This is a genomic window from Pelomonas sp. KK5, assembly GCF_001984095.1.
In the GTDB taxonomy this organism is placed as follows: domain Bacteria; phylum Pseudomonadota; class Gammaproteobacteria; order Burkholderiales; family Burkholderiaceae_C; genus KK5.
The window spans coordinates 1-682 of sequence record NZ_LYVQ01000527.1; the positions used below are offsets into that span (position 1 = coordinate 1).

1 pseudogene is annotated in these 682 nt (G+C 73.5%); it reads left to right on the top strand.

Features of this window, described 5'->3' with window-relative positions:
- Positions 1-682, top strand: a pseudogene (locus B0W88_RS34195) (hypothetical protein); the annotation flags it as partial.

Here is a 682-nt window from a genome sequence, read left to right on the forward strand (position 1 = left end):
CCGTGCAGGCCGATGCGCTGAACTTCGGCGTCAGCACCATCGCCGGCCGCCTGCAGGCCACGGCCAGCACCGGCGCCATCGCCCAGTCCGGCGCCCTCTCGCTCGGGGCCGACGGCAGCAGCTTCAGCACCAGCACCGCCGGCCAGGCGATCACGCTGACCAACGCCGGCAACCTGTTCGGCGGCAAGACGATCGCCCTCGCCGCCGCCGGCGACGCCAGCCTCGGCGCCGACGCCCTCACCCTCGCCGCCAGCAGCGTAGCCGGCAAGCTGCTCGCCACCGCTACCACCGGCGGCATCGCGCAGACCGGCGCACTGAGCGTGGGCACCGACGGCAGCAGCTTCGCCGCCACCGGCGCCGGCCAGGCCATCGTGCTGGGCCAGGCCAACCTGTTCAACGGCAAGACGGTGGCCTTCGCCACCAACGGCGGCGATGTCACCGTCAACGGCGATGCGCTGAAGTTCGCCGCCAGCAGCATCGGCGGCAAGCTGAGCGCCACGGCCACCAGCGGGGCCATCACGCAGGCCGGCGCCCTCTCGCTCGGCGCCGACGGTTCCAGCTTCGCCACGGCCACGGGCCAGGCCGTCACGCTGACGAACGCTGGCAATGCCTTCGGCGGCCGCACGACGGCCTTCAACGGCGGTGCCGACGTCACCGTCGTGGCCGACGCGATCACCTTCGC